General features: G+C 68.5%; 27 protein-coding genes and 1 tRNA gene. 14 read left to right on the top strand and 14 right to left on the bottom strand.

Features of this window, described 5'->3' with window-relative positions:
• Positions 1–10: 10 nt before the first annotated feature.
• A complete protein-coding gene (locus EV379_RS12345; protein WP_130506395.1) occupies positions 11–1,927 on the bottom strand; it encodes a helicase-associated domain-containing protein in 1,917 nt (638 codons plus the stop codon).
• 5 nt (positions 1,928–1,932) lie between these two features.
• Complete coding sequence (locus EV379_RS12340) at positions 1,933–2,208, bottom strand: hypothetical protein (RefSeq protein WP_130506394.1); 276 nt, start codon at positions 2,206–2,208, stop codon at positions 1,933–1,935.
• 102 nt (positions 2,209–2,310) lie between these two features.
• Here EV379_RS12340 and EV379_RS12335 point away from each other — a divergent pair, with 102 nt between their 5' ends.
• Positions 2,311–2,691 carry a cold-shock protein gene (locus EV379_RS12335; RefSeq protein WP_055837102.1) on the top strand — a complete coding sequence of 127 codons (381 nt, stop codon included), beginning with the start codon at positions 2,311–2,313 and terminating at the stop codon, positions 2,689–2,691.
• 1 nt (position 2,692) lies between these two features.
• Positions 2,693–3,559, top strand: coding sequence for a DUF3027 domain-containing protein (locus EV379_RS12330; protein WP_130506393.1), 867 nt, complete (start codon positions 2,693–2,695; stop codon positions 3,557–3,559).
• 102 nt (positions 3,560–3,661) lie between these two features.
• Here EV379_RS12330 and EV379_RS12325 read toward each other — a convergent pair whose 3' ends face one another.
• Positions 3,662–3,895, bottom strand: coding sequence for a DUF2530 domain-containing protein (locus EV379_RS12325; protein WP_130506392.1), 234 nt, complete (start codon positions 3,893–3,895; stop codon positions 3,662–3,664).
• Positions 3,896–3,919: 24 nt separating this feature from the next.
• Positions 3,920–5,035: a phosphoserine transaminase gene (gene serC / locus EV379_RS12320; protein ID WP_130506391.1), complete on the bottom strand. Its 1,116-nt coding sequence runs from the start codon at positions 5,033–5,035 to the stop codon at positions 3,920–3,922.
• 99 nt (positions 5,036–5,134) lie between these two features.
• Here serC and EV379_RS12315 point away from each other — a divergent pair, with 99 nt between their 5' ends.
• From EV379_RS12315 to EV379_RS12295, 5 genes are all read left to right on the top strand, one after another.
• Positions 5,135–5,836, top strand: a complete 702-nt coding sequence (locus EV379_RS12315; RefSeq protein WP_130506390.1) for an iron-dependent transcriptional repressor DtxR — start codon at positions 5,135–5,137, stop codon at positions 5,834–5,836.
• Positions 5,837–6,170: 334 nt separating this feature from the next.
• On the top strand, positions 6,171–6,899 hold the full coding sequence (locus EV379_RS12310; RefSeq protein ID WP_130507459.1) for a C40 family peptidase: 729 nt from the start codon (positions 6,171–6,173) through the stop codon (positions 6,897–6,899).
• 414 nt (positions 6,900–7,313) lie between these two features.
• On the top strand, positions 7,314–7,811 hold the full coding sequence (locus EV379_RS12305; RefSeq protein WP_120255686.1) for an HNH endonuclease: 498 nt from the start codon (positions 7,314–7,316) through the stop codon (positions 7,809–7,811).
• A gap of 137 nt (positions 7,812–7,948) precedes the next feature.
• Positions 7,949–8,476 (top strand): hypothetical protein, encoded by a 528-nt coding sequence (locus tag EV379_RS12300; RefSeq protein WP_130506389.1) that lies wholly within the window; start codon positions 7,949–7,951, stop codon positions 8,474–8,476.
• A 164-nt stretch (positions 8,477–8,640) separates the two neighbouring features.
• A complete protein-coding gene (locus EV379_RS12295; RefSeq protein ID WP_130506388.1) occupies positions 8,641–9,750 on the top strand; it encodes a CHAP domain-containing protein in 1,110 nt (369 codons plus the stop codon).
• Here EV379_RS12295 and EV379_RS12290 read toward each other — a convergent pair.
• Positions 9,735–10,196: a nitroreductase family deazaflavin-dependent oxidoreductase gene (locus EV379_RS12290; RefSeq protein ID WP_130506387.1), complete on the bottom strand. Its 462-nt coding sequence runs from the start codon at positions 10,194–10,196 to the stop codon at positions 9,735–9,737. The genes EV379_RS12295 and EV379_RS12290 overlap by 16 nt on opposite strands.
• Positions 10,197–10,325: 129 nt before the next feature.
• Between EV379_RS12290 and EV379_RS12285 the strand changes: the two genes are divergently transcribed.
• Complete coding sequence (locus tag EV379_RS12285) at positions 10,326–12,008, top strand: 3-ketosteroid-delta-1-dehydrogenase (RefSeq protein WP_130506386.1); 1,683 nt, start codon at positions 10,326–10,328, stop codon at positions 12,006–12,008.
• Positions 12,009–12,060: 52 nt separating this feature from the next.
• Positions 12,061–12,135: transfer RNA gene (locus EV379_RS12280), tRNA-Arg, on the top strand.
• 74 nt (positions 12,136–12,209) lie between these two features.
• Here EV379_RS12280 and EV379_RS12275 read toward each other — a convergent pair.
• Together EV379_RS12275 and EV379_RS12270 are read right to left on the bottom strand one after the other, a co-directional pair.
• Positions 12,210–13,853, bottom strand: coding sequence for a beta-N-acetylhexosaminidase (locus EV379_RS12275; RefSeq protein ID WP_130506385.1), 1,644 nt, complete (start codon positions 13,851–13,853; stop codon positions 12,210–12,212).
• 12 nt (positions 13,854–13,865) lie between these two features.
• Positions 13,866–15,143, bottom strand: coding sequence for an MFS transporter (locus EV379_RS12270; RefSeq protein ID WP_130506384.1), 1,278 nt, complete (start codon positions 15,141–15,143; stop codon positions 13,866–13,868).
• Positions 15,144–15,233: 90 nt separating this feature from the next.
• On the opposite strand from EV379_RS12270, the gene EV379_RS12265 reads away from it, so the two are divergent.
• Entirely contained in the window at positions 15,234–15,824 is a 591-nt protein-coding gene (locus EV379_RS12265; protein ID WP_130506383.1) for a TetR/AcrR family transcriptional regulator, read from the top strand.
• Between the two features lie 42 nt (positions 15,825–15,866).
• On the opposite strand, the gene EV379_RS17515 is transcribed toward EV379_RS12265, so the two are convergent.
• A complete protein-coding gene (locus EV379_RS17515) occupies positions 15,867–15,989 on the bottom strand; it encodes a hypothetical protein (protein WP_278044035.1) in 123 nt (40 codons plus the stop codon).
• Between the two features lie 212 nt (positions 15,990–16,201).
• On the opposite strand from EV379_RS17515, the gene EV379_RS12260 reads away from it, so the two are divergent.
• Together EV379_RS12260 and EV379_RS12255 are read left to right on the top strand one after the other, a co-directional pair.
• Positions 16,202–16,768, top strand: a complete 567-nt coding sequence (locus EV379_RS12260) for an NADPH-dependent FMN reductase (RefSeq protein ID WP_130506382.1) — start codon at positions 16,202–16,204, stop codon at positions 16,766–16,768.
• A gap of 109 nt (positions 16,769–16,877) precedes the next feature.
• Positions 16,878–18,197, top strand: a complete 1,320-nt coding sequence (locus EV379_RS12255) for a DUF1254 domain-containing protein (protein ID WP_130506381.1) — start codon at positions 16,878–16,880, stop codon at positions 18,195–18,197.
• A gap of 69 nt (positions 18,198–18,266) precedes the next feature.
• Here the strand turns inward: EV379_RS12255 and EV379_RS12250 are convergent, their stop codons facing one another.
• Positions 18,267–19,751: a leucyl aminopeptidase gene (locus tag EV379_RS12250; protein ID WP_130506380.1), complete on the bottom strand. Its 1,485-nt coding sequence runs from the start codon at positions 19,749–19,751 to the stop codon at positions 18,267–18,269.
• A gap of 163 nt (positions 19,752–19,914) precedes the next feature.
• On the opposite strand from EV379_RS12250, the gene EV379_RS12245 reads away from it, so the two are divergent.
• A complete protein-coding gene (locus tag EV379_RS12245; RefSeq protein WP_242616358.1) occupies positions 19,915–21,192 on the top strand; it encodes an LCP family protein in 1,278 nt (425 codons plus the stop codon).
• Between the two features lie 105 nt (positions 21,193–21,297).
• Positions 21,298–22,314 (top strand): magnesium and cobalt transport protein CorA, encoded by a 1,017-nt coding sequence (locus EV379_RS12240; RefSeq protein WP_130506378.1) that lies wholly within the window; start codon positions 21,298–21,300, stop codon positions 22,312–22,314.
• A 51-nt stretch (positions 22,315–22,365) separates the two neighbouring features.
• On the opposite strand, the gene EV379_RS12235 is transcribed toward EV379_RS12240, so the two are convergent.
• The 5 genes from EV379_RS12235 to EV379_RS12215 form a co-directional block, all read right to left on the bottom strand.
• Positions 22,366–23,358, bottom strand: coding sequence for an adenosine deaminase (locus tag EV379_RS12235; RefSeq protein ID WP_130506377.1), 993 nt, complete (start codon positions 23,356–23,358; stop codon positions 22,366–22,368).
• An 18-nt stretch (positions 23,359–23,376) separates the two neighbouring features.
• Positions 23,377–23,760 (bottom strand): thioredoxin family protein, encoded by a 384-nt coding sequence (locus EV379_RS12230; RefSeq protein WP_130506376.1) that lies wholly within the window; start codon positions 23,758–23,760, stop codon positions 23,377–23,379.
• A 78-nt stretch (positions 23,761–23,838) separates the two neighbouring features.
• On the bottom strand, positions 23,839–24,174 hold the full coding sequence (locus EV379_RS12225; protein ID WP_130506375.1) for a metal-sensitive transcriptional regulator: 336 nt from the start codon (positions 24,172–24,174) through the stop codon (positions 23,839–23,841).
• Positions 24,171–24,479, bottom strand: coding sequence for a rhodanese-like domain-containing protein (locus EV379_RS12220; protein WP_130506374.1), 309 nt, complete (start codon positions 24,477–24,479; stop codon positions 24,171–24,173). The genes EV379_RS12225 and EV379_RS12220 overlap by 4 nt, the downstream gene beginning before the upstream one ends.
• On the bottom strand, positions 24,476–26,218 hold the full coding sequence (locus EV379_RS12215; protein ID WP_278044034.1) for an FAD-dependent oxidoreductase: 1,743 nt from the start codon (positions 26,216–26,218) through the stop codon (positions 24,476–24,478). The genes EV379_RS12220 and EV379_RS12215 overlap by 4 nt, the downstream gene beginning before the upstream one ends.
• Positions 26,219–26,270 lie beyond the last annotated feature (52 nt).

Genomic DNA, 26,270 nt, shown 5'->3' with positions numbered 1-26,270 from the left:
TGCGCCCCGATCAGGCGGTGGTGACGGAGGCGATGCTGGAGAGCGGAAGCGTGCGCTCGATGTCGGCGCGCCTGTCGCGCGCCCGCAGCCGGCCGTTGGCGACGCTCGCCGGCTCGAGCAGGTAGTCCGAGATCTCGCCGCCCGGCATCCGGACGCTCACCAGCAGCGTGTGCTTGGAGCGGATCGCGAGGTCGATCTGGCGCGCGAGCCAGGCCTGTCCGGTCGGTTCGGTGTCGGCATCCGAATCGCGCAGCGTCGCCACGAGCGCCGGCAGCGGGTCGACGACCGGTGGTGCCTCGGCATGGGTGACCCGGCGGCGCGCCAGATGCACGAGCTCGCCGTCGGCGTCGTGCGCCGCGACCGGATAGCGCGCATCGCTGAGCGCCCAGAACAGCACATCGGGCGTGAAACGGCTGAGCAGCCGGTTCGGGCCGCTCTGCTGGAGCCCGAGCTGGGAGAGCGCGTGATCGACGGCGACCGTGTGGATGAGCGCGGCGTCGTCGGAGTGGATCGCCCCCTGGAAGTGCCCGTCGTCGGTCGCCGGCCCGACGCGGAGCCGCCCGTAGCGCTCGGCCGACTCGGTGACGAGGTAGTGCAGCGGCTGCGGGACCCCGCTCAGCGAGATCGAGGAGAGGAACGCGAGGATCTCCTCTGCGCTCTCGCCAGCACCCAGCGCGCGGTTCACGGATGCCGCGGTGATGCGGTAGCTCGATGCGAACTCGCGGCTCTCGACATCCGCCATCGTGCGCAACCGTGCGTCGATCGGGGGAGTGAGTGGCCCGGGGGCGACGGCGGTGAGGTCGTGCTGCAGATAGACGGTCGAGACCTCCGGCGGCAGCAGCTCGCTCACCGCGGCCTCCGCGGCCTCCGCGCCGTGCTCCAGCAGCGCGCTTCCCGCCGTGCTTGGCACTCCGCCAGCCGTGATCCCGAGCAGCTCGGCCTCGGCCGTGCGGTCGTCGATGCGTTGCTGCAGCGAGTCCCCGGCCGCGGGGAAGATCCACCGCACGTCCCGGGTGAGGAACTGCCCCCACGGCCGCTCGGCCCTGGCCGCAAGCAACACCCGCACGTCGGGGGCGAGGCCGAGGTGCCACGCTTCCGCCAGGGTGCGCCAGCGCTGCGGCGTTCCGCCGAGCAGCCAGAGCTCCGCCGCCTCACTGTGCTGCCAGAGTGCGCCCTCGCGCTCGACCAGCCCGGCACGCTCCGCGAGCCCGAGGTAGCGCGGCACCTCCTCGAAGGCGATGGCCGCGTCGCTGGCGAGACGTTTCGCATCGGGCAGGGAGAGCCCTCCTCTGGCAAGTTCGCGGGCCGGATCGCCGATGAGTGATGTGACGAGTTCGGCGACGACGGAGGTCGTGCCGAAGGCGCGTTCGGCGGCGAGACGGTTCACGGCCTCTCGGGTTTCGGCCGCGTCGGCGGCCGCAGCGGAGGAGGCGTCGTCATCGGCTGCGTGCGGGGAGGGGGCGGCGAGGTCTGCGCTGCTCGGCAGCCCGTCCTCCGGCCATGCGCGCAGCAGCTCGGCCACCGCCTCGAACGGTGCGAACCGTGCGTCGCTGCCCGTGCTGTCGCCGTTGCCCGATCCGGCCCCGTCGCTCAGTGTTCCGAGCAGCAGTTCGTCGAGGCGTTCGACCCTGGCGCGCACGACGGCGACGTCGATGGACTCGTGACCGAGATCGCAGATGCGAGCCGTGATCGCGGCGATGTCGGGTGCGGCATCTGTTTCGGCGAGGAGGTCCCCGGCGACGGCCAGTACGGCGAGCCGGGTGCGGTCGAGGGTGGCGAGGGCGGCCCGAACCGAGTCGGGGGCCAGGAGTGCCTCGGCGAGGTCGAAGTAGTCGCGGACGCCGACGAGCGGGAACTCGCGCTGGCCCAACGCCGCCGTCAACTGCTCATCGGTGAGTGCGCGAAGTCGTGCGGCGAGGGCGAGCATGGCCGCTACTGCTTGTCTTGGCGCGCCGCACGGCTGCGGCGCCTGCTCGAGATGATCATGAGGGCGATGATCAGGAGGAAGCCGAGCGGCAGCCCGATCATCGGGAAGATGAAGATGAAGGGCCAGATGCCCTGACTGAATCCGTCGTCCGCTCCCGCACCGGCGACGGTGCCGATCAGCACGGCGATGAAGGCAAGGATCGACGCTCCGATCACCCCGGCCACCATATAGGCGAAGACGCGCTCGAGACGCTGGGATGATTCGGACTGCTGAAGGCTCACAATCTCTAGGATACGGGGCGATGGCCGCAGTAACCCAATAAGCTAGTCACGGACGACGCCGCAATTCGGCGTGCCCGCGTATTCACTCAGTGAGGTTCAAATATGCCTACCGGCAAGGTCAAGTTCTACGACGACGAGAAGGGCTTCGGCTTCATCAGTTCTGATGACGGCCAAGAGGTCTTCTTGCACGCCTCTGCGCTGCCGGCCGGCACCACGGTCAAGCCGGGCATGCGACTGGAGTTCGGCATCGCCGACGGCAAGCGCGGCGCCCAGGCGCTCTCGGTGCGCGTGCTCGACGCCCCACCGAGCATGGTCAAGCTCACGCGCCGCCCGGCCGACGACATGGCGATCCTCATCGAAGACCTCGTCAAGCTGCTCGACGGCATCGGCGCCGGCCTCAAGCGCGGCCGCTACCCCGAGAGTTCGCACAGCCACAAGATCGCTGCGATGCTCCGCCGCGTCGCGGACGAGCTCGATGCCTGACATGACCGTTGAACACGGCGAGACGGATGCCGCCGACGCCGGCCAGAGGCTGAACGACCCGTTCGCTCCGGCCGAGCCCGGCGACGCCGGCGACGGCGTCGCCCTCGGTGAGGGCGCCGACGCCGCGCAGCCTGCTGAGCCCGTGGCGGCTCCAGTCACCGACGAGGTGCTGCTCGCCGCCGTCGACATGGCCCGTGCCGCGCTGCTCGACTTCACTCCGGCCGAGACGATCGGCCGCGTGATCGGTCACGTCGCGGAAGAGGACCACGTGCTCTCCCTGCTGTTCGAGAGCCGCCTGAGCGGCTACCCGGGCTGGCACTGGACCGTGACCCTCTCACGCATCGGCGACGAGACGAAGCCGACCGTTCTCGAGTCCGAGCTCATGCCGGGCGAGAACGCGCTGCTCGCGCCCGAGTGGGTGCCGTGGTCTGAACGCCTCGCCGACTACCAGGCCGCGCAGCTCCTGCACGACGCCGAGCAGCACGACGATGACGCGGACGACGAGCACGACGACGACGAGCACGACGACGAGCACGACGACGAGTCGGATGACGACTTCGACGACGACTTCGCCGACGATGTGCAGCAGAAGGCGCACGCGGGCGACATCGACGGCCTCGACATCGATCACCTCGCTGAGGATCACGTCGACGAGGCAGGCGGCGCCGACGAGGACGACTCCGACGACGAGGACGACTCCGACGACGAGGACGACTCGGACGACGACGAGGATGACTCGGACGACGACGAGGATGACTCGGACGACGACGACGACTCCGACGACGAGGACGAGGACTCCGACGACTCGGACGACGACGACGACTCGGATGACGACTCGGACGACGAGGACGACGCAGCCCGCGACTGAGCGGGCGGCCCGGCCGTAACCGGCCGCAGAAAACGCAGTAATGGCCCCGAAACCATCGGTTTCGGGGCCATTACTGCGTTGTGTGCACGGAGCGATGGAGCCTCAGCGGCGGCGGCGCTGCACCACGACGAGACCGATGATGCCGATCACCGCGCCGAAGAGCGCGCAACCCAGCCACCAAGCGAAGCCGGCGGCATCCAGCTGCGGGAGGAACAGGGCGCAGAGCACCGCCGCGATCACCCACAGGACGGTTCCGGCGAGAACCGCCTTGCGGGCATCGGCGCGGACGGGCAGCGGATCAGGCCGCCGTTCGCTGTCTTTCAACCAGAATCGCATCAGGCCCTCCGCGCCTACGTCGGATCAGCCGAGCTGGCCGACCACGTATTCGATCGAGGCGACCAGGGCGCGCACGTCATCCGGTTCGATGGCCGTGAAGGTGGCGACGCGCAGCTGGTTGCGGCCGAGCTTGCGGTACGGCTCGGTGTCGACGATGCCGTTGGCGCGCAGCGCCTTGGCCACGGCCGAGGCGTCGATCGCGTCGTCGAAGTCGATCGTGACGACTACGGGGGAGCGGTGCGCGGCATCCGTCACGAACGGCGTCGCGTAGTCGACGCGCTCCGCCCAGTCGTAGAGCACGCCGGAGGACTCGGCCGTGCGTGCGCCGGCCCAGCTCAGGCCGCCGTTCTCGTTGATCCAGTCCACCTGGTTCTCCAGCAGCAGCAGCGTGGAGAGGGCCGGGGTGTTCAGCGTCTGGTTGAGCCGCGAGTTGTCGACGGCGTTCTTCAGGCTGAGGAACTCGGGGATGTAGCGGCCGCTGGCCGCGAGGCGCTCGACACGCTCGATCGCCGCAGGCGAGAACAGTGCGAACCAGAGACCGCCGTCCGAAGCGAAGTTCTTCTGCGGTGCGAAGTAGTAGACGTCGGTCTCGCTGAGCTCGAAGTCGATGCCGCCAGCCGCGCTCGTCGCGTCGATCACCGTGAGCGCACCGGCATCGCCGGCCACGCGGGTGATGGGCGCGGCTGCGCCGGTCGAGGTCTCGTTGTGCGGCCAGGCGTAGACGTCGACGCCGGCGACGGCCTCAGGCATGGCGATGGAGCCGGCATCCGCCTTGCGGATGTCGGGTGCCTCGAGCCACGGGGCGCCGGCGGCGGTGGCGAACTTGGAGCCGAACTCGCCGAAGCTCATGTTCTGACTGCGACGTTCGATGAGGCCAAAGGATGCCGCGTCCCAGAATGCGGTCGAACCGCCGTTGCCGAGCACGACCTCGTAGCCCTCCGGAGCGCGGAACAGCTCGCCGAGTCCCGCGCGCACGCGGCCGACAAGGTCCTTGACCGGAGCCTGGCGGTGCGAGGTGCCGAGAATGGCGGAGCCGGCACCGGCAAGGTAGTCGAGCTGTTCGCGACGGACCTTGGACGGACCGCATCCGAATCGACCATCGGCGGGCAGGAGGGCGGCGGGAATCGTAATCTGCGGCATGAGAAGAGTCTAAGTGGGCACCGCGGGGCAGGTAGTCTTGTTACCTGCGTGCACGAAGCGCTGTGCACGCGAGCGTGAGTTATGTATGGGGAGGCGCGAATGACGGATCTCATCGACACCACGGAGATGTACCTCCGCACGATCCTGGATCTCGAGGAAGAGAACATCGTGCCGCTGCGCGCGCGCATTTCGGAGCGCCTCGGACACTCCGGCCCGACCGTCTCGCAGACGATCGCCCGCATGGAGCGCGACGGTCTCGTTGTCGTCTCCGGTGACCGGCACCTCGAGCTCACCCACGACGGACGCAGCAAGGCCGTGCACGTGATGCGCAAGCACCGTCTGGCCGAGGTCCTGCTCTCCGAGGTCATCGGCCTGGAGTGGGAGCTCGTGCACGACGAGGCCTGCCGCTGGGAGCACGTGATGAGCGAGCAGGTGGAGCGCAAGCTCCTCGAAATCCTGAAGTTCCCCACGGAATCGCCCTACGGGACCCCGATCCCTGGCCTCGAGGAGCTCGGCCAGCCGCCCGCCGCCCCGTTCATGACGGGCGTCGAGAGCATCGTCGATCTCGTCGGGCGCGACACGGAGCCCGTGCAGGCCGTCGTGCGCCGTCTCGGTGAGCCCGTGCAGTTCGACCCCGAGCTGCTCCTGCAGCTCAAGCAGTCCGGTGTGATGCCCGGCGCCACCGGAACGTTCTCGGCCGCCGGCTCCTATGTCCTGGTGCAGGTCGATGGTTTCGGTGAGGGATTGGAGCTTCCCAACGAAGTTGCCATCCACATTTTTGTGACCGCCGAATCCCAGTAATGACGCGGCTTTGGCCGTGGCAAGCGTTACCATTTCGTTAGAAACGGCGTGTTTGGATGTGACATCGCCCAGGTCAGCGGGTAACCTCGGTTCAGTCCCACTGACCAGAAGCCGGTCGATGGACTCGAGAGCAGACGTCCCCCAGACCCGTCTCTGATCTCGAAAACAATACGCGTATGCGCATTGGACGGGGCAGCTACCTAGTGCTGCTGGGGCGCCGGAGGTAACTTTGGCTCTATTAGGTTCCAAGCGCTCCCGCAGGGGCGGTTCTCACAGTTCAACAAGCAACGCACTCGTCCCCGCTGCCGGCACTGCCGCAGCGACGCGAGCAGTGATGCCCCCGGAGGCGATGCGCCGGAAGCCGCGCAGCAAGGGTCTCCGCAACACCGTCGTGGTGACCCTCTCCTTCGGCATGATCGCAACGATCGCCCTGCCCGCATATGCCTTCGCGCCCGGGTCCACTGACCCGGAGTTCGCGGCATCCGCAGCCAGCTCGCTCTCGAAGGCGCAGGCCCAGGACGTGCAGGTCGACAAGCAGGCCGCGAACATCACCGTCTCCGCCGACGGCTACGACGCCGTCAGCCAGGCCGACATCCAGGCTGCCGCGGACGCGCAGGCCGCAGCCGAGCGCGCCGCCGAGGTGGCAGCACAGATGACCTCGTATGCCGCGTCCTACTCCGGCCCGTCTGTCGGCGACTTCCTCGCCAACCCGCCGTACCCGAGCTACGATCTCGCCTCCGTCTACAACGTGGCGCTGCAGTACCAGGGCGTCCCGTACGTCTATGGCGGCGCGACGCCGGCCGGCTTCGACTGCTCCGGCTTCGTCATGTACGTCTTCGCGCAGTTCGGCGTCTCGCTCCCGCACTCCTCGAACGGCCAGGGCGCAGCGGGAACGCGCATCGCGATCGAGGATGCCCAGCCCGGCGACCTCGTGATCATGGACGGCCACGACGGCTTCTACGCAGGCAACGGCAACATCTTGCACGCCCCATACGAGGGTGCTTCCGTGCGGGTGCAGCCGATCTGGACCAGCGACTACTACATCGTGCGCATCGGCATCTAGGGCCGAGCCCGCGATAGGGCGGCGAGCGGATGCCACGGCGTCCGCTCGCCGTTTCGCTGCCGTCATGGGGGATCGCCGATCGGTGAACATTCGGTGACGATCGATGCCGGCGGCGCGCTGCTGTACGACTGCGGCGGAAAAGTGGTTTAGCCTGAAGCCCTGACGTACTGAGAGATTCTCGGAGAGCCAATGGACAGGGCACGGAACATTCACACCACGGATGCCCGCTGCCTGTTTGCCCGGAGGCACAGCAGTCACACACGCCCCAGCCACCAGAGTGGCTTGAAGGACACTGTCGATATGACGGTGTCCTTTTCTGTTTAACCCCGCGTGTTCGACCGCTCGCTTCGTTCCCTCACCCGTCGGAAGAGTCGAATGGCTGCAAGCCGTGCAGCCTGCTTCGAGAGGGAGACCATGCACACACTGGTGCTGAATGCCGGGTACGAACCGCTCGCCGTCGTGAGCTTCAAGCGGGCGCTCGCGCTCGTGATGAATGACAAGGCGCGCGTCTTGCAGATTGACACCGGGCACCCGGTGTGGGCGACCTCCGGGGTGTGGGATCGCCCGTCGGTGATCTTGCTCACGCGCTACGTGCGCATTCCGCGCGGGCGTGCGACCCCGGTGAGTCGGCGGGGAGTGCTGCGCCGCGACGAGCACCGCTGCGGGTACTGCGGCAAGTCCGCCAGCACGATCGACCACGTGCTGCCGCGCTCACGTGGTGGGCGAGACACCTGGGAGAACCTCGTGGCGTGCTGCCTGCGCTGCAACAACGTCAAGAGCGACCGCACGCCGGCCGAGATGGGGTGGGAGCTGCGCTTCACGCCATACGTCCCGCGGGAGGGCGGATGGCGGGTGCGCGGCACGGAACGGACGCTGCCGGAGTGGGACGCGTTCCTCGAACCCGCGGCGTAGCGGCGCTCGGTTCCGCTGCACCCGACATCACCCAATGTGCGTGATGGCCGCGGCCGGACGGCGCCCTAGAGTCGCTGCAACGACCGATGGTGCTGCCGGACGGCGCAGCTGCCGCAGGGGAAGACAGGAGAGCTGAGATGGCTGATAAGGCATATGTCGCGATTGCGGCGCAGTACGCCACAGAGGAGGAGGCCGTGGCCGACTTCGAAAAGGTTCACGAGCACTACAAGGCAACGGACAAGCACGGTTCCTTCGATGCGGCGGTGATCAAGCGCGACCTCGACGGCAAGCTCAGCATGCCGAAGCGGGATGACGACGGAAAGCACCGCGGGGCCGGGAAGGGGCTGGCCATCGGTCTCGCCGGCGGCCTCGCCGTCGCGCTGTTCCCGGCCGTCGCCCTCGGCAGCGCGCTCGTCGTCGCAGGCGGATCGGGCGCCGGCATCGGTGCGCTGGCCGGGCACATCTCGCGCAAGACGCCATCGAAGGATCTCGAGGCGATCAGCGAGACGCTGGATGCCGGCAGTGCCGGTGTCGTGGCCGTCGTCGACCCGGCCGAGAGCGACACCGTGCAGGGGCTGCTGACGAATGCCACCAGAGTGACCGTCAAGGATCTCGCCGTCGACGACGAGGAGCTCGACGCGGAGGTCGACGAGGCGTACGAGTAGGCCAACTCTCAAGGCGCAGCTGAAGCTTCTCGAATTGGGTGGTGACAAGGTCACGGCGCTCCCGTACTGTTGGCGAGGTTGGGGTTTCCGAACCCCGCACCCAGCCCCCACGCACGACGCACCGCGGCAATCGCCCCGGCTCGTGTGCAGCATAAGGACCACGCGTGACAGAAGCCGCATCAAGCCGACTCGGTGCAGAGTCGAGCACGGATGCCGCCCTGCCGAGCAGGCGCGAGATGCGCGAACAGTGGGCGCGCGAGGAGGCCGAGGCTGCCACAGCCGAACCGGGCACTGTTGAATCGGCCGTGCCTGCATCGGCTGTGGTTGCCGAAGCTGGTGGCGCTGCCGCGCCCGGCGGGGAACTGGCGGTCGTCGCGGTGCCCGATGCGCCTGTGTCCGACGCTCCGGCGGTGCCCGTGCCCGACGCCGCGGTGGTGCGGGCGCTCCGCGACAGCGTGCAGCGCGCGGCCGCGGCATCCGCCCCGCTGCGTGCGGCCCTGGCCGGACCGCCGCGCAAGCCGAAGAGCCGACGCAGCCTGATGAGCTCCTTCGTGACGTTCGCCGTCGTGCCCGGGCTGTTCCTGACGGCCGCGCTGCCGGCCTACGCCTTCGCCCCGGGCAGCAACGGAGAGAGCTTCGCGGCCAGCGACACCCGCGCGGCGAGCACCGCAGGCGCGCAGAGCGTCGAGATCACGAGCTTCTCGCCGGAGGTCACCGTCTCCAGCGACGGATTCGCCGCCGTGAGCTCCGAGGAGATCCAGCGCCTCACCCTGGAGGCCGAGCGCCAGGCCGCCGAGCAGGCCGAGGCCGAAGCTGCAGCGGCGCGCGCGCGTGCCGGGGCGAACACCACCCCCGGGGTGCGGCAAGAGGGCGATGACTACCCCTGGCCGTGGGAAGCGACCGACGATCAGGGTGGCGGCTTCTCGCCGATGAACTACTACTACCGCGAGTGCGTCGACTTCGTGGCGTGGCGGCTCAACAGGGATGCCGGAGCGACCGGCCCATTCAAGTGGGTGTGGTCGAACCTCACCCCGGGTGGCGGCAACGCCTACAACTGGGCGAACGAGTGGAACAGTCACGGCTGGACAACGAGCTACGAGCCGATCCCCGGTGCTGTCGCGTGGTTCACGGCGAACCACGTGGCCTATGTGCAGTCGGTTCCCGGCGACGGCACCGTCGTGCTCGAGGAGTACAACTGGGGCAACGACCACGCCTACCACCGGCGCACCGTGCCGATCGGCGAGGTCGACCTCTACCTCTACCCGCCGCCGTAAACCGCTCGGCGCGGTTCGCAAATCACCACCGGGATGTCGCGACTCGTCTTGCGCTGATAGCCGGCGTAGCCCGGGTTCACGGCGATGATCCGCGGCCAGAGCTCGGCCTTCTCCGCTGCCGTTGCGGTGCGGGCGCGCATGGGCAGCGTCCTGGTGCGCACGGTGATCTCGACATCCGGATTCGCCACGAGATTCAGATACCACTGGGGGTGTCGGTCGTCGCCGCCCTTCGAGGCCACCAACACGTACCGGTCAGACTCGTGCACCGGTGCGGTGAGCATGGCAGACCGCCGCTTGCCGCTGGAGCGACCTATGGTGTGCAGCTCGACGACCGGCATCGGGCCGATCGTCCAACCGATCCGACCGCCGGATGCCGCGATCACGCCGCGGTGGGCGAGATTCATCGCCAGAAGTCGCGCATCGCGGAAGCGAGTGTTGCGGGTCATGGCAGAAGCCTGACGCACGGAGGATGACGTTGCCTGTGCCCTGATTGGCATGATGTGCCTATTGTGCACGACATGCACGTCGTGCAGGATGGGTCCATAATCTGCGAGTGAATCGGAGCTGCGTCGAAGATGACCGAGAACATGACGATCGACCTCCTCGTGGTCGGATCAGGAACCGGGCTCGCGGCTGCGCTGTCCGCACACGAGCAGGGCGCCACCGTGCTCGTGATCGAGAAGACGGCCTTCGTCGGCGGTTCGACGGCGCGATCCGGCGGGGCCTTCTGGATCCCCGCGAATCCGGTTCTCGCCACGGAGGGCGCCGACGACACGCAGGAGAAGGCCCGCGAGTACCTCTCCGCCGTCGTCGACGGGACGGCCCCAGAGGCGCGCTGGGAGAGCTTCCTCACGCATGGCTCAGACACCGTCCGCATGCTCGAGCGCACAACGCGCATGCAGTTCACGTGGGCAGAAGGCTACTCCGACTACCACCCAGAGCTGCCGGGCGGCTCCGCCAGCGGGCGCAGCTGCGAGTGCCGCCCGTTCGACGTGGCGCGGCTCGGAGCGGAGCGCGCCCGGCTGCGCGCCGCGGTCATGGAGGCACCCGTCCCGATGCCGGTGACCGGCGCAGACTACAAGTGGCTGAACCTCCTGGCCAAGAAGCCCCTGCGTGGCTTCGGGGTTGCATTCAGGCGGGCGGTGCAGGGCATCGGCGGCAAGCTCATCGGCCGTGAGTACGCCGCGGGCGGGCGGGCGCTCGCCGCCGGCCTCTTCGACGGCGTCGTGCGCGCTGGCATACCGGTGTGGACGGAGACGAGCATGCAGCGGCTCGTGCTCGACGATGCCGGCGCCGTCGTCGGCGCGGTCGTCACGCGCGGCGGCCAGGAGACGACGATCCTCGCGAAGCGCGGTGTCATCCTCGCCGCCGGCGGATTCGACCACGACCTCGAGCTGCGGCGCAGCCTGCAATCGACGACCCTCGAGGGCTGGAGCCTCGGCAGCGACGGCAACACCGGAGATGCCATCCGCGCGGCGCAGGCGGTCGGCGCCGGTGTCGCCCTCATGGACCAGGCCTGGTGGTTCCCCGCGATCGCTCCGCTCGCCGGTGAGAAGCCGACGGTGATGCTCGCGGAGCGTTCGCTGCCCGGCTCTTTCATCGTCGATGCGACGGGGTCCCGATTCCTGAACGAGGCAGAGGACTACATGTCCTTCGGTCACGACGTGCTCGAGCGCGAGCGTGAGGGCAGGCCGGTCGGCACGATGTGGCTCATCTTCGACCAGGCGTACCGCAACAGTTATCTGCTCGGCGGTGCGACCTTTCCGCGGATGCCGCTGCCGACGGCGTGGTACGAGCAGGGCATCGCCGTGCGCGGCTCGTCGTGGGCACAGCTCGCGGAGCGGATGGGGGTGCCGGCCGGCGCCTTGCGGGAGAGCGGGCAGCGCTTCAACGAGCTCGCCGCCGCCGGCGTCGATGAGGACTTCGGCCGCGGGAACAGCGCCTACGACCGCTACTACGGTGATCCGACGATCGCGCCCAACCCGAATCTCCGCCCGCTCGATCCCAGCGGTCTGTATGCGATCCGGCTCGTGCTGTCGGACCTCGGCACCTGCGGCGGCATCACGGCCGACGCCGACGGTCGCGCGCTCACCGCGGACGGGAGCCCGATCCCCGGTCTCTACGCGATCGGCAACTCGGCCGCCAACGTCTTCGGACAGAGCTACCCCGGTGCAGGAGCAACGATCGGCCAGGGGCTCGTGTACGGCCACATCGCCGCGAGGCACGCCATCGCCGCGCGCGTGGACGCGGGGCGCTGAGCCGCGGTCAGCGGGATTCCTCGGTCCGCGAACCGGTAGACTCAATCGGTCAGCCTCTGTAGCTCAATGGAAGAGCAGTTCCGTCCTAAGGAAAGGGTTGGGGGTTCGAGTCCCTCCAGGGGCACCACAACTTCGGTGCCGCACGACCGGCGTCCGTCCGGTCAGCAGCGCTCTGGCCGCTGACCGGACGACGGGCACGAGCTATTGCGCCTGAGCCACCGCGGGCGCCGGCCAGGCGACCTCGGAGGAGCGGAACCAGTTCCAGCCTCGACGATCCCATGCGCCGGCCTGCCCCGCGAGGCGTGCAGAGTAGCTCGCCCACTCCGTCGTGTTCCTGGCGGCCCACGCCTTCTCGCCCGCCCCGGCGAGGCGCGGAAGGAGGAGGAACTCGAGGTCATCCCGACTCGTCACGGTCTCGCACCAGACCGCGGCCTCGACGCCGCCGATGCGATCGTCGGAGTCGACAACGGGCGTCTCATCGATCGGGTCCCACTCCACACCGTCCCGCAGCGACGCCGGGGGATAGACGGGGAGCCCGACACGCGCCCGGGTCTCCTCCTGGGCGGGGTCGGCGGATTCGGCCAGATGCGGCCGGTCGAAGTAGAGGCGGCTCGTGGGTGACACGAGCAGGGTCGCACCTTTGTCGAGCGCGGTCGGCACGTCGTGCACCGACTTGGCGAGAGTCTCGAGCAGCATCGGCAGGAAGGCCTCAGGCACCATGGCCTTGAGAGCATCGGATTCGAAACCGTCCGCACTCTCGTTCGGCTCCATCCAGTACTGCACCACGTCGCCGGCCCCGATGCCGGCGCGGGCGATCTCCTGCCAGCCGAGAGCGAGCTTGCCGTGGTCCTTGATGACCGAGATGGCACGGTCGACGAACGCCGCGTGCGCCTCGTCGGCCATGCCGAATGCCTCGTCGCCGCCCAGGTGCACGTATGCGCTCTGCCGAAACTGTTCGACCGCGGATCGCACCACGTCGTTGACGAACGTCCAGGTGAGCTCGCGGTCGGGGTCGAGCGTGCCGATCGACAGGTCAAAGCCGGGGATCGACTCGATGGTGAGAGGGTTCTCGGGTGCCAGCTCGGGGTACGAGGCGAAGACAGCCGCCGTGTGGCCTGGCATGTCGATCTCCGGAACGATGGTGACGAAGCGGTCGGCCGCGTAGTCGACGAGGCTCGCGACATCCGCTCGTGTGTAGAAGCCACCCTGGCGATCGCCGAAGGCGCCGCGCGCTCCCACCTCGGTGAGGCTCGGCCACTCCGGCACCTCGAGTCGCCATCCCTGGTCGTCGGTGAGGTGCAGGTGCAGAACATTGAGCTTGTAGAGCGAGCACATGTCGATCACGCGGCGCACGGTTTCGACGTCGTGGAAGGTGCGGGCGACATCGAGCGAGAGACCGCGCCACGCGAAGCGGGGGGCGTCCACGGCCTCGAGAGCCGGCAGCTGGGCGACGCCGTCACCGGCGTGGGCGGTGATCAACTGCCGCAGCGTTGTGAGTCCGCGGTGCACAGCCTCGGGGGTGGCGCCCCACACGCGGATGCCGTTCTCGGCGATCGCGAGGCCGTGCCGCTCGTCGGCGTGGCTGTCGCCGTCGGCGCGGATGCCGCCGGTCGCGGGCAACGCGTCCAGGCCGTCAGCGGCGAGTTCGAGCCGGATCGCAACGCCCAGCGGAGCATCCGTTGCGACGTCGAGATCGATGGGGGAATCCGTCGCGAGGTCGCTGACGAACCGCCGAGCGACTGCCTCAAGTTCGGCGGGAGCGACAACCGGGACCGCGGGGGTCAGCGCGAAATCGGATGCGCCGCGACGCGCAGTGTGAATGAGAGGGATGACAGGAACAGACATTGGCAACACTTTCTAACGGACGGACTTGATGGGGATGACGACGAGGGCGCCCAGCACGGCGAGCACGAGCCCGACGGGGAAGAGGGCCGGGTACCCGAAGGCGACGACGATGGCGCCGCTGAGGAACGGGCCGATGGTCTGGGGGAGTGTTGCGGCGATGTTCAACACGCCGAGATCCTTGGCGAAGGTGCCCTCTGATGGCAGAACCTCCGACATGAGGGCGCTGTCGACGGCCATGTAGGCGCCGAAGCCGAGGCCGCAGAGCGCGGTGAAGACGATCATGCCGAGAACGCTCGGCATCGCGAGCGGAAGCAACATGGCGATGGCCATGACGATCGAGGCGCCCATGACGAAGGGCTTGCGCCGGCGGATCCGGTCGGAGAGCGGTCCGGAGAAGGCCGTCGAGATGACGATGCCGATCAGGCTGACGACGCCGAGCACCGGCACGAGCCCGATCGCGTCGTCGCCCAGGCCGATGTAGTCCTGCAGGATGTAGAGCTGGTAGCCGGTCACGGTGAAGTAGCCGGTGAAGAGGAACAGGCGGCTGAGAAAGCCCCAGAAGAAGTCCGGGTGCCTGCGGGGGCTCACCCAGAAGGTCTTGAGGAACACGACGAGTGAGAACGGCTCGTTGATCCGGTCCTTCGAGGAGGCATCGGGGCTCAAGATCACGAACAGGGTGATGACCACGATCATGATGCCGGGGAGCACCAGGTATGCGGCCTGGATGTTCTGGGCGAACGCGGCGCCGAGGACCTGGCCGCCGAGCGCGCCGACCATCATTCCGATGCCGGAGAGCGTGGCGAACAGGCCACGCACCGCGGTGGGGACGCGGTCGGGGAGCAGCGCGGTGAGCGGGCTGATCACGAGGTTGAGGGTGATCTGCACGATCGTCCACGCGATGACGAGCTGAACGACACCGTTCGCGAAGCCCATACCGACGAGCGCGAGTCCCGTGGCGATGGCACCGCCGAGCATCCACGGCGCGCGTCGACCGAAGCGGCTTCGGGTGCGGTCGGAGATGAGGCCGGCGATGGGGCTCACGATCATGGCGGCGACGGCGCCGATTCCGGTGATGATGGCCAGGTTGGCCGCCTTGTTCGCCTCGTCGATGCCCTGCACCTGCAGCGGGAGCAGCACGCCGGGGACCGCGCCGATGACGAGGTAGATCGCGATGTTGACCGGGACGATGAAGCTGAAGAAGCGCCGGAGCTGCGGCGTCAGCTTCTCCGGCGGAGCGGTGGACGGGACGGTGGATGCCGAGATGTCGGCATCGGTGATGGGGTTCGCCATTGAAGGCCCTCTCTTATCTAACGGCTGTAAGATAAGGGGATCGTATGTGTAATGTGACGGGAAAGCAATTCATCCCGATGAAGGAGTTCCGTGGCCAGACGACTCTCACCGGAAGCGCGACGCGCGGAGATCATCGAGGTCGCGCACGCCCTGATCCTGGAGAAGGGCTATCGGGATCTCAGCCTCCGGGAGGTGGCGAGGCGGTGCGAAATGAGCGCGCCGGGGCTCATGCACTACTTTCCAGACATGCACACCCTGCTTGAGGCCGTCCTCGCCCACCGTGACGAGATCGACCTCGCGGCGATTCAGGACGGCACGAGCCCCTCGCCGCAGTTCACCGACTTCATCGACGCCGCCACCCGGTACTACTCGGACCGCGCGGAGGAGATGAGCAGGTTCGACGCGCTGGAGGTCGAAGCGCTCGACCCGCAGCATCCAGCCCACGACTGGTTCGCCACGCGCAATGAGCGCAACCTCGAACTCGTCCGCCCTGCGGTTGAACGCGAGTTCGAGAACCCCGACAGGGTCATCCAACTGCTGCGGTACCTCATCGACGGGATCCGCCTCAGTTGGATGCGCAACCCAGAGAATCGGGACTTCGAGTCGGGGTTGCGTGCCCTTCAGGACCTCCTCGTCATCCTCCCGCGCACGGCAGACGAGAACGGTCGGGCGGCCGGATAGCCAGCCGGCGCCGCCGCAACACGAGCCTGATCGAGCGTGGCGCTACGTCCGGCTCTCGTGTTGCTGCGGTTCGGAGCCCGAACCCGGCGGCTTGAGCAGCCAGCTCATATCGATCGGTTGCGTCGTCGGCGGTGGTTCGATCCCTGCCGCATCGCTCTGGTCCATGCGCGTTCCTCCAGACATCTCGATCGTCCCCGCGTGTAGCCTCCGCGCGCTGCCGCATCGCGGCATCACTCAGACCGGGTGAATTCCGCGGCATCCGACTTGCCGCGGTGCGTTGAGGGGGCAGGGGGCCGAGCGTACGATGGCACTGTCTCGCCCCCGGTGGTGCGGCATGCCGTGCCGGAGGGGCTGTTCAGTCGAGCTGAGGAGCGGTCATGGCCACGTACAAAGTCGGGTATTTCGTGGGAAGCCTGTCGTCGAAATCCGTGAACAGGGTGCTGTCACGGTCTCTCATCCGGGTGGCGCCGAAGGAGCTGGAGTTCACGGAGATCCCGATCAGGGAGCTGCCGCTGTACAGCCCCGACTACGACGGCGACTACCCGCCGGAGGCGGTCGCGCTCAAGGAGGCGATCGGCAATTCCGACGCCATCCTCTTCATCACGCCGGAGTACAACCGGTCGATTCCCGGCGCGCTGAAGAACGCCATCGATTGGGCCTCGCGCCCGTGGGGGCAGAACTCCTTCGACCACATCCCGGCGGCGGTGATCGGCGCCTCGATCGGTGCCATCGGAACCGCGGTCGCCCAGCAGAGCCTCCGCGGCGTGCTGAGCTTCTGCAATGCGCGCCAGATGACGGCGCCGGAGGCGTACATCCACTACTCGCCCGAGATCTTCGCCGAGGACGGTGAGGTGCTGCAGGAAGGCACGGCCCAGTTCCTCGGCAATTACATGAGCGAGTTCCGCGACCACATCGTGCGGGTTCTCACCGTGTTGCCGCGTTAGCACAGAGGCGGATGCCGGGGATCCTGGCCTGCGCCGGCTGCTCGGGGTCTTGTTCAAGCGGGTGGGCTCCGGATAGCGTCGGGGAAACGCAATCTGAGGGGACCCACCTGTGACTGACGACGCCACGCTCGCCGCCTACATCTACTACTACCCGCTTGTCGAGAACCTGCGTCAAGTGGAGCGCTATGTATCGACGGGCGTCGGGTCCAACCCCGCCGCGCCATTCAACTCCTTCTCCCACGCTCGGAAACTCGCCGGCCCGGAGGACACCTTCGTCACCATCAACAACGACACGGTGTACTCCATGGCTCAGCTGGATCTCTCCGGCGGGCCGCTTCGCCTGGACGTTCCCGACACCGGCGACCGCTACTACGTGCTGCAGTTCGTCGACGCCTGGACGAACAACATCGCCTATGTCGGCACGCGCGCGACCGGCAACCGCGCGGGCAGCTTCCTGATCGCTCCACCTGGATGGGCTGGCGACTCCGAGCTGCCCGTGATCCAGGCGTCAACCGACGTGCTCTCGATCGTCGGACGCTTCGCGTGCACGGGTACTGACGACATCCCGGCGGTGACAGTGCTGCAGGACTCCTTGACGCTGACCGCCCCGGACGCCGACGCGCCGCTGGCCGGGCTCCCTGCCGTGAACGGCAGCTCGAACGATGGCTCGCTGTTCTGGGAGCAGGCTCGCCTGTGGTCGGCCGCGTTTCCGCCGCCCGCAGCGGAATCCGCCACGACAGAGCGCCACGTCGGCGTGTTGGAGGCCGCCGACGCTGTGCTGGCCGAGGCCTACGCAGACTGTGTCGCGGCGCTCGAGGAGGCGACCAAGCACGGGAGCGCTCCTGTTTTCAACGGCTGGATGGTCGCGCTGCACCTCTTCGACTACAACAGCCACGCGCTCGGCCTCGGCACGATCAACGAGGACCGATGGAAGATCGCGGACGAGGACGAGCGGATCATTGAGCGCGCCATCGCCTGCCGACTCGGGCTGTGGGGCAACCACGCCTACGAGGCCGTGTACGCGCAGGCGTTCACAGATGTGAGCGGTGCGCCACTCACGGGTGATGGCACGTACCTCATCGAGTTTCCCGCGCCGCCGCCTGTCGGTGCCTTCTGGTCGATCACGCTCTACGACATCCCGCGCTACTACCTCGTGGACAACCCCATCGACCGCTACTCGATCGGAGATCGAACGGCCGGCATCCGCTACGAGGCCGACGGCGCGCTGCGAATCACCATCGCGCGGGAGGAGCCGAGCGGCGTCACGGAGCGGGCCAACTGGCTGCCGGCTCCGGATGCCGCGTTCCGTCTGGTGATGCGGCTCTACATGCCTGGCGACGCGATCCTCGACGAAAGTTACTCGTATCCGCCGGTGCAGCACGTTGCCGCGACAGAAGCGCAGGGCGCCGAGCGAGCGGCGATCGCCTAGCCGAAACACACAGGGCCGGTGTCGAGACGAGCTCGACACCGGCCCAGGCCAGGGGGACTGCTGCGTCGACTAGGCGGCGAAGCCCTCGAGCACGGTGATCATGGTGCGCACCGACGAGCCGGTTCCGCCCGTGCTGGTGACGCCGTAGCCCGCACCGTTGTTGGTGCCGGTTCCGGCGATGTCGAGGTGGGCCCACGGGATGGTGGCGGAGCCGTCGGCCGTCTTGCCCACGAACTCGCGCAGGAAGATGCCAGCCACCAGCATGCCGCCGTCGCGCACGCTCGGGTTGAGGTTGGCGAGGTCGGCGAAGCGGGAGTCGAGCAGGCCGCGCAGCTCCGTCGGCAGCGGCATCGGCCAGTGCGCCTCTCCGGTTGCGGTTCCCGCGGCCACGACCTGGGCGACGAGCGCGTCGTCGCCCATGACGGCGGCGGTGCGGCGGCCGAGTGCCACGATGGCGGCACCGGTGAGGGTGGCGACGTCGATGATGGCGTCCGGGTGCTCCTCGCTGGCGAGCGAGAGGCCGTCGGCCATGACCAGGCGGCCCTCGGCATCCGTGTTCAGCACCTCGACGGTGGTGCCGTCGCGCATGGTGAGCACGTCGTTCGGGCGGATGGAGGTGCTCGAGACGAGGTTTTCGGCCACGCAGAGCCAAGCGGTGACGCGCACGTTCAGCCGCAGGCGTGCGGCGGCGATCGTCGCGGCGAGCACGGTGGCGGCTCCGGCCATGTCGTGGTGCATGGTGAGCATGAAGTCGGCTGGCTTCATCGAGTTTCCGCCGGTGTCGAATGTGATGCCCTTGCCGACGAAGGCGACGTGCTTCTCGGCCCCCTCCGGCGCGTAGCTCACCTTGATCAGGCGCGGCAGGCGGGAGGAGCCCTGGCCGACACCGAGGATGCCGCCGCAGCCCTCCTCGGAAAGCCTGGCCTCATCCCACACCTCGACGGTGACGGGCAACTCGGCTGCGGCGTGCTCGGCCGCGGTCGCGAAGGTCGCCGGGTACAGCTCGGCGCCTGGCGTGTTGGTCAGGTCCTTGACGAGGGTGACGGCATCCGCCATCACGTCGACCCTGGCGAGAGCGGCATCGGCAACGGCGGCCGGGCTGACGATCGTCACCGAGCTCGGGGTCTCCTTCTGCGCGGCCCTCGTCTTGCCGCGGAACACGGTGAATGCGTAGGCACCGAGGGTCGCGCCCTCGTAGGCCGCGACGGTGTCCGCCTCACTGTTGATGCCGAAGTCGAGCACAAGCGACTCGGCGCCGGCGAGCTGGCGCACGGCGGATGCCGCCGCGTTGCGCACGGCGTCGGTGCCGGCATCCGCGCCCAGACCGATGATGGCCACGCTCCCGAAGGACGGGTCCTCGGTGGGGAGGCGCAGCAGCTCGTCCGCCTTGCCGCCGAAGCCGAGGGTGGCGAACTGCGCGGTGATCTCCTCGACGGCGGGAGCGTCACCGAGCAGCACCGGGCCGTCGGAACCCGAGACAGCTCCGAGCACCAGAACGTCGGCGCTGAGGGATTCGAGGGCGGCTGCGCTGAGCGCAACGCGAGGAGTCGTCATGGGGTTCCGTTCTGTCTGGTCTGCCTTGTGGGCATGATGTGTCCATTCGACCCTAGGCGATGTGCTCACATCCGGCGTTCAGAGATCTCCCATCGCGAATGCCGGCTGAAACTGTAATGTCGGGGGCACGGATGCAATGTTGCGCGGTGAAGGGGAGCAATCAGTGGCTGATACCACCGAGACGCGGGGATCATCGGGCGCGCCAGCTCAGGTCACCGCGGTGCGTCACGGCCGACTTCCCCGGCACAGCGGGGCGCGTGCACTGCTGACCTTCGCCGGCGCCGCCCTGGCCGTGCTCCTCGTGTCAACGACCGCCGTGGCCGGCTACGCCGTGCTCTCCACTGTCGGCACCGTGAGCTCGAACGCGATCGACATCACCGGCCCGGACGGAACGCCGCCGCCGGAGCCCCCGGCATTCGGGGCGATCGAGGGCGGCTTCAATCTGCTGATCGTCGGCACAGACAACGACGCCAACCAGGGGGCGGAGTTCGGTGAGCGCGATGCCACGCTCAACGACGTCAACATCCTGCTGCACGTCTCCGACGACCACCAGAGCGCCGTGGCGATGAGCCTGCCGCGCGACCTCGTGATCTCGCACCCGGAATGTACGGACCCCGAGACCGGCGAGGTGTTCGGCGCCATGCTCGCGCAGCCGTTGAACGACGCATACGAGCGCGGCGGCCTCGGCTGTGTTGTGAACACCGTGACCAACCTGACCGGTCTCCCCGTCGACTACGCCGCTGTCGTCTCGTTCAACGGCGTGATCGCGCTGAGCAACGCCGTCGGCGGCGTCCCGGTCTGCCTGGTCGAACCGATCGAAGACGCAGAATCCGGCCTGAATCTGCCCGCTGGCGAGAGTGTCATCTCCGGCGCGACGGCGCTGGCCTATCTGCGCGCCAGATACGGCGTCGGCGACGGCAGCGACCTCTCCCGCATCTCGAACCAGCAGGCTTTTCTGTCGTCGCTGCTGCGCACGGTGCGCAGCGACCAGACGCTGAGTGACCCGGTGAAGCTCTACGGTCTCGCCCACGTCGCCGCGGAGAACATGCGCTTCTCGACCTCGCTGGCGAACCCAGCCACGATGATCTCGCTGGCGCTGAGCCTGAAGGACATCCCGCTCGAGAAGATCGTCTTCGTGCAGTATCCCGTCGTCGACTCCACCGAGTTCTCCGGCAAGGTCGAGCCCAACCAGGAGTTGGCAGACCAGCTGCTGGCCATGGTCCAGAACGACCAGCCCTTTCTGCTGCCGGACGGCTCGACCGGCAATGGCGTCGAGGATGGCGGTGCCGCGCCGCCTGCTGAGCCGCCGGCAGCCGGTACGGATGCGCCGGCCCCGGCAGAGGGCAGCGAGAGCCCGACACCCGTCGCGCCGCCCGTGCTGGAGGGGCTCAGCGGGCAGACCGCCGGTGAGACAACCTGCGCGAAGGCAAACTCCGAATAGCGCCGCGTCGCGGGCGGCGCGGCGTTGCCGGGTAGTCTGTGGGCTGCCGGCATCCGCTCATGAGGCGACGGATGCCGCGCGCGAACCCCGTGAAGGAGACCGTCCATGGCACTCATCGACAACGCCATCTACGTCGACGGCAAGCGGGCGCGGGTTCCGGACAGCCTCGAGGACACCTTCGAGGCGATGCGGGAGACCGGCGGCTTCGCGTGGATCGGTCTGTACCGGCCGACGACGAGCGAGATCGAGGCGGTGGCCGCCGAGTTCGATCTGCACCACCTCGCGGTCGCGGACGCCCTGAACGGGCACCAGCGCGCCAAGCTCGAGCGTTACGGCAATTGCCTCTTCGTCGTGCTGCGGCCCGCCCGCTACCTCGACGAGGAGGAGGAAGTCGAATTCGGTGAACTGCACATGTTCGTCGGTCCCGACTTCGTCATCACGATCAGGCACGCGGAATCACCGAACCTCGCCGCGGTGCGACACCGGCTCGAAGCCGCGCCCGAACTGCTGCGCCTCGGCCCTGAGGCCGTGCTCTATGCAGTGCTCGACCAGGTGGTCGACGAGTACGCGCCCGTGGTCGCCGGCCTCGAGAACGACATCGACGAGATCGAGGACGAGCTGTTCAGCGACTCGATCGACGTCTCGCGGCGCATCTTCGGGCTCTCCCGCGAGGTGATCGCGTTCCAGCGCGGCACCGCCCCGCTGCGGGAGATGATCGAGTCGCTGCAGGCCGGCTTCGACAAGTACAGCGTCGACCTCGAGTTGCAGCGGCACCTGCGCGATGTGCTCGACCACGTCATCCCGATCGGCGACCGAGTCGCCAGCTACCGCCAGCTGCTGCAGGACGCGCTCACCGTGCACCTGACGGTCGTCGGGCAGCGCCAGAACGAGGAGATGCGCCACCTCTCCGAGACCAGCATCGCCCAGAGTGAGGAGGTCAAGAAGATCTCCAGTTGGGCCGCGATCCTCTTTGCCCCGACGCTCATCGCCAGCGTCTACGGGATGAACTTCGACGTCATGCCCGAGCTGCACTGGGTCGGGGGATACCCGTTCGCGGTCGGGCTGATGGTGGCGATGGGCTTCGGCCTCTACCTCGTGTTCAAGAAGCGCAACTGGCTCTAGGCCCGACCGGCTCCGAGCGCAACCGGCTCCCGGCGCAACTGGCTCTGGTGGTTACGGCTGGGCCTCCAGCCAGGCGTCGATCTCGGCGTACAGGGCTGCCTTGCCTGCCTCATCGAGGAAGGACGCCTCGACACCGTTACGGGCGAGCACGGCGCGGTCGGCGGCGCCGAGCGCGAACGCCTCCTGCAGCGCGGCCAGGTTGTCGTCGATGTAGCCGCCGAAGTAGGCAGGGTCGTCGGAGTTGACGGTGACCAGCAGGCCGAGCTCCAGCATCTGCGGCAGCGGGTGATCGGCGATGGTGTCGACGACGCGCAAGCGCACGTTGGAGAGCGGGCAGACGGTCAGCGGCATCCGCTCGTCGACCAGGCGGCGCACGAGGGCGTCGTCTTCGAGGCTGCGGATGCCGTGGTCGACCCGTTCGACGCCGAGCATGTCCAGCGCCGTCCAGACGTACGCAGGCGGACCTTCCTCGCCGGCGTGCGCGACGAGGCGCAGGCCGTTGGCCGTACCGAGCGCGTACACCTCGGCGAACAGCTCGGGCGGGTAGCCGACCTCGGCCGAGTCGAGGCCGATGCCGTCGACCGGGATCGGGCCGGCGAGCACCTGCTGGAGCACCGCGAGTGCCTCGGCGGGCGGCCGGTCGCGCAGGAAGGAGACGAGCAGCTTGCTGCTGATGCCGACGGTGCGCTCGCCGGCCTGCAGCGCGTCGTGCACGCCGCCGAGCACCTCACCGAGCTCGATGCCCCGGCTGGTGTGCGCCTGCACATCGACGAAGACCTCGGCGTGCCGCACACCGGCCGCCGCGGCCCGCTCCAGGTAGCGCGTGGTGAGCGTGGCGAAGTCGGCGCGGGTGCGCAGCACCTCGAGGTTCGCGTAGTACAGGTCCAGGAACGACTGCAGGTCGCTGAATGCGTACTGCGCCCGCAGCTCCTCGAGCGAGCCCCACGGCAGGTCCACCCCGTTGCGCTCGGCGAGCTCGAAGATCAGTTCGGGCTCGAGGGTTCCCTCAATGTGCAGGTGCAGTTCAACGAGTGGGAGGCGCATCGTCCCATTCTGCGCGTTCTACTCGGCGGAGTCGACCGCTGCGGCGTCCTGGGCCGCGATCTCGGCGTGCACGGCCGCCATGTCGATGCCCTTGACGGCGTCGACGAGTTCGGCGAACGCGGCGGCCGGCAGTGCGCCGGGCTGCGAGAACACGAGCACCTTGTCGCGGAAGGCCATCAGCGTCGGGATCGACGTGATGTTCGCGGCAGCGGCGAGGCCCTGGTTGGCGTCGGTGTCGACCTTGGCGAAGACCACATCGGGGTGCTTCTCGGAGGTCGCGGAGTAGACGGGGGCGAACTGGCGGCAGGGGCCGCACCAGTCTGCCCAGAAGTCGACGAAGACGATGCCGTTCTCGGTGATCGTCTGGTCGAAGGTCGCTTCGGTGATGTCGATGGTGGCCATTGGCTCTACTTTCTGCTTGTGATGATTCTGCCGCACGGAGGAGTCTGGCGGGGGTTCTGCTTATCTGGGCCCTGGTGCTCAGGCGAGGCTGAGGAAGAGCTTCTCCAGCTCGGCGACGGTGAGCGGGCCGGAGCCCGGCTCGGCATCGGGGTCTGACGCGGATGCCGCGGCATCCGGTTCGGCTGCGACGCAATCGCGCATCGCGGACGAGATGATCGCGAATCCGGCTTTGTCGAGCGCGCCGGTCACCGCCGAGAGCTGGCCGACGACCGTGCGGCAGTCCGCCCCGCTCTCGACGGACTCGATGACCGCGTTCAGCTGGCCGCGGGCACGCTTGAGGCGGTTGAGAATGCGGCGCTGTGCGTCGCTGACCGTCGCACTGTCGGCGACGACATCGCTGTCGACGGTGCTCATTCCTGGGCCCCGCTGACGGTCGGCAGGCCGGCCTCGGCCCACGCGATCGTTCCGCCTGCGACGTTGACCGCGTCGTAGCCGCGCTGCTCGAGGTACTGGCTGACCTGGGCGCTGCGGCCGCCGACCGCGCAGATCACATAGAGCGTCTCGTCGGCCGGCACCTCGTCGAAACGCTCGATGAACTGGCTGATCGGGATGCTGCGCGCGCTCGGCACGTGCAGCTGCTCGAACTCGTACTCCTCGCGCACATCGAGGATGACGGCTCCGTCGATGGCGGCGAGTTCTGTTGGCTGGATTTCGATCATCGGATGGCGCCTTCTGTTTCGGTGAGGACTGCTGCGTCGGGGGTGGGGGATGGGCTTGCGAGGGCGGCTGCCCGCTGCGCGTCGCGCCAAGTGAGGTAGCCGCCGTCGAGGTTGACGACGTCGTGGCCGAGATTGCCGAGCAGGCGCGCCGCCGTGTGCGCGCCCTGCCCCACGCGGCAGTGCACGACGATCGGGCCGTTCGGCAGTTCGTGGTGGCGATCGCGCAACTGCTCGACCGGGATGTGGGTCGCACCGGGGATGAGGCCCTCTGCAAGCTGACCAGGGGCGCGCACGTCGAGCAGGAATGCCCCAGCGGCGACCGCCTCGTCCAGCTCGTGCCACTGCAGCGTGCGGTCGTGGCCGGCCGCCCGATTGCTGTTGAGGTATCCGAGCAGGTTGATCGGGTCTTTGGCCGAACCGAATTGCGGCGCGTAGGCGAGTTCGAGATCGGCGAGGGCGGATGCCGTCAGGCCGGCGCTCATAGCCGTCGCGATCACGTCGATGCGCTTGTCGACGCCGTCCCGGCCGACGGCCTGGGCTCCGAGGATCAGATCCGTCTCCGGGTCGACCAGCAGCTTGAGCGAGAGCATCTCGGCACCGGGGTAGTAGCCCGCGTGCGAGAGCGGGTGGCTGTGCAGAACGCGCACAGCACGACCGCGGCTGCGCAGTGCGCGCTCGTTCCAGCCGACGCTGGCGGCGGCCAGACCGCGGAAACCGACGATCGCCGTGCCGAGCGCCCGCGGGGACGGAGAGCCGCTGTCGGGCGCCCCGGCGATCGTGTCGGCGACGGCGCGGCCGTGCCGGTTGGCGGGCCCGGCGAGCGGGAGCAGGCGGGGCTCGCCGCTGACGGCGTCCGCCTTCTCCGCTGCGTCCCCGACGGCGAAGATCGCCGGATCGGAGCTCCGGTGCATCGCGTCGACGAGGATCCCGCCGTTCGGGCCGATGGCGAGGCCGGCCTCGGCGGCGATGGCACTCGACGGCTGAACGCCGATGGCGGAGAAGATCAGATCGGCCGGGAGCGTGCTGCCGTCGCTGAGCAGCAGGACGTCATCGGTGGGGTCGGCGCTCGCGCCGACGGCCGTGGTGCCGACCACCTCGGCGCCGAGGCGCAGGCGGATGCCGGCATCCACCATGTGCTCGGCGAACGGCGCCGCCATCTCGGCGTCCAGTGCGGGCAACAGCTGTGCCCCGCGCTGCACGAGCGTGACGCTCAGCCCGCGGGCCAGCAGGTTCTCGGCCAGCTCAACGCCGATGTATCCGCCGCCGAGCACGACGGCTTCGCGGAGCGGGGCGTCGTCAACGGTGATGGCGAGGCTCGCCATGATGCGGTCGAGGTCGGAGACGTCGCGCAGCGTGTGCACCCGGAAGTCGCCGGCGAGCGCGGCGGAGCCGCGTGGGCTCGCCCCGGGGGAGAGCACGAGGGTGTCGTACGGCTGGGAGCTGAGCTCGCCGGTGACGAGGTCGCGCGCCGTCACGGTGCGGGCGGCACGGTCGATCGCGACCACCTCGGTGCGCACGCGCACGTCGAGCCGGAAGCGCTTCGCGAGGCCCTCCGGGCTCTGCAAGAGCAGGGCGTCTCGCGAGGCGATGGTGCCGGAGACGTGGTACGGGAGGCCGCAGTTGGCGAAGGAGACGTGCTCGCCGCGTTCGAAGACGACGATCTCGCGCTGCTCATCGAGCCGCCGCAGCCTGGTGGCCGCCGACATCCCGCCTGCAACGCCACCGACGATCACCGTCACCGCACGCTTCTGTGAATCCTGCTGTTCCGAACCCTGTTGATCTGAAACCGGC

The sequence above is a fragment of the Microterricola gilva genome, from assembly GCF_004217495.1.
Classification (GTDB): domain Bacteria; phylum Actinomycetota; class Actinomycetes; order Actinomycetales; family Microbacteriaceae; genus Microterricola; species Microterricola gilva.
Note: the sequence above shows the minus strand (reverse complement) of the source record. Positions and strands in the feature narration are given on the sequence as shown.